The organism is Paenibacillus sp. 2RAB27 (assembly GCF_052115445.1).
Taxonomy (GTDB): Bacteria; Bacillota; Bacilli; order Paenibacillales; family NBRC-103111; genus Paenibacillus_E.
This window is the reverse complement of record NZ_JBFRGR010000087.1, coordinates 1-2546: the sequence shown is the minus strand read 5'-3', so window position 1 is coordinate 2546 and position 2546 is coordinate 1. Positions and strand designations below refer to the sequence as shown.

At 30.6% G+C, this 2546-nt stretch carries 2 protein-coding genes; both read left to right on the top strand.

All coding sequences use genetic code 11. The annotated features are described in order from the left end of the window. The first annotated feature begins 670 nt into the window (after positions 1-670). Positions 671-2020 carry an AAA family ATPase gene (locus AB4114_RS35665; protein WP_441992662.1) on the top strand — a complete coding sequence of 450 codons (1350 nt, stop codon included), beginning with the start codon at positions 671-673 and terminating at the stop codon, positions 2018-2020. After that, positions 2017-2546, top strand: a 530-nt coding sequence (locus tag AB4114_RS35660) for a DUF4435 domain-containing protein (RefSeq protein WP_441992661.1), incomplete at its 3' end; no start/stop codon positions are given. The genes AB4114_RS35665 and AB4114_RS35660, both read left to right, overlap by 4 nt.

The window sequence follows — 2546 nt, the reverse complement described above, 5'->3', positions numbered from 1 at the left end:
GAGGCAATCATCGCACAGCACAAGCATGTTGATACTGAGCACTTCTAATATTTTGTCTTTATTCTCCATTAGTATTTCCTTTTCAAGATAGTTTGTAATTCCCTAGTTTATAGACATCCATATCATACCATCGTCCTAGTTCTTTGGATACAAAATTTGTCTTTTAAGGTCGGATTTACTACGATTAAATACCGGTTAGAGAAAAATTTTTGGATTTCGGTAGCTTGAATATAGCGAGCTATTCAAGGAGTAAAAACTAAAATAAACGCCAAGCTAACGCTTTCAATGCGTTAATCTTGGCGTTTATTTGTTCGTAACTATCGAGTCATTATGTGGAAATCGTACATGTTGCGCGAAAACCAAGAATCACCTACCCTAACAAATTTCTCACAGTATTCGCGTATGATGCCTGCGTTTTCTAGCAAATTGTCTTTGCTAACGACTATGTTTGTTTGTGAGAGCGCGGCCGCGAAGAGCTCGATATCAGTTGATAATACTTTGTTCAAATTAAAAACCTCCGGGAATATAATAACCTAATATAGTAATATATTCCATAATTATAACATGGTCATAGTACTAAAGATACAAATTATGTCTATTCAGGTCTATTTTACTATGATAGAATTATAGGAATATTGTTTGGTTAATTTAGGGAGAACAGGAGAAACTCATGTTAAAAAAATTATTAATTAAAAATATGTATGGTTGGAGAAATTTTGAAGTAGAGTTTATTGAGGATCTTACATTACTAGTTGGTTTAAATGGGTCGGGGAAAACATCACTACTAAATGTGATATCAGAAATTGCGTCTGGAAAAGCAAATTTCCTACAAAAATATTATTGTGATTTAATAGAACTTGAATATCAATATAATAAGGAATCGAGAATAATAAGATATGAACTGGTTGAAGATAATCAGTACATTCTAACTTGGAAAAATTATACTATTCCAGTAGACTTGAAAAATATTGATAGTCACTATAACCGTGAAAATAGAAATGATGAAGATCTTCCGAATCTAGAGTCAATACTAGTAGAGATATCAAATGAGTTGAATTTACTATATCTCCCTCTTTCAAGAGATAACAGACTTTTAGAAGGTGGGTTTAGTAATAGTAGAGAGAGATATATCTATGAAAGGAATAGAAATGCTGAAGTACACGAAAATTGGGACTCAAGATCAAGTAGACCTTTAAGTAGTATTGATGATACGTTAAATTATATAAATAGAATGGTAAGAGAGTACCAACGTAAAACAGGGTTGCGTTTAGAACAATTAAATAACAGAATGAGAAAAGAAATGCTACAAACTTCGTTTAGTTATTATCCAACATATCCTGTAGTAGGAGATATACAGAAACATTTCGAATTATTGGATGAAGCCAAAATTTCGGAACTCAAAGTGGCTTTTAAAGAAATGGGTATCCTTACAGGACAATTTGAAAATGAATTAGATACTTTTATAAAAAAGTTATATGAAGGTTATGAGTTTTTTATAAATTGGGTTAGTCAAAAAAATGAATTTGATACGAATGTTGCAGCATTTATATCAAATGTTTCACAAATCGAGAGAATCATCAAATGGCAAAAAAWTGTTCAAGAAACAAATAGTAAGAAGGCGTTGCTTCAAGAAGATTTAAATCTTTTTTTAACTACAGTAAATAGTTTTCTATTTGAAAGTAAAAAAGAACTAATATTCAACGATAGAGACGGTCGAATTCTTTTCATTCAAAGGGATAATAACAATAAGAAAAKGGTTACCTTAGATAAAATGTCATCTGGAGAGAAACAAATTGTAATATTTTTTGCATACTTAATCTTTGAAGTGAATTCTAAACAATCAGGCATTTTTATCATCGATGAACCGGAGCTCTCATTACATGTGTCATGGCAAAGGAAGTTTGCAAAGTCAATCATTAAAGCTGCCCCTAATTTACAATTAATATTTGCAACACATTCTCCAGAAATTGTTGGTTATAATCGAGAAAAATGTGTTGTAATTGGTGGTGATTTAAATTGACTGATAATGAGCTAAAGGTAATACCAGAATACTCACCCGAGGGTTTTTTAGGATATCAAGTTCTATTTGATTCATATGATGATCTTATTGTTTATATTGAAGACTCAAAAGGAGTACATATTTATGAGACAATTATAAATAGACTTTTTGGTAACTCTTTGACAATTAATCATATTAATGCTGTTGGTGGAAAGAAAAATTTAGAAGAGATCTATAGAGAGAGTTTAAAAAACAAACTTGATAAAAATAAAAAAGCTTGTTTTTTTATAGCTGACCTTGATTTTGATCAGTTGTTAAATAAGAAAACTATCATAGATGATAATTTTGTTTATTTAAAGAGATACTCAATTGAGAATTATTTAGTTGATGAGAAAGTAGGAGTGGCATTTATTAATGGCAGAAATAATGAAGGTGCATTTAATTGCAAAAACAGACTAAATTTTAGTTCTTGGCAAGACAATTTGACCCAACAGATGAGACGCTTAATATTAATTTTTGCGACTATTCAGTCGCTAGATCTAGGTAT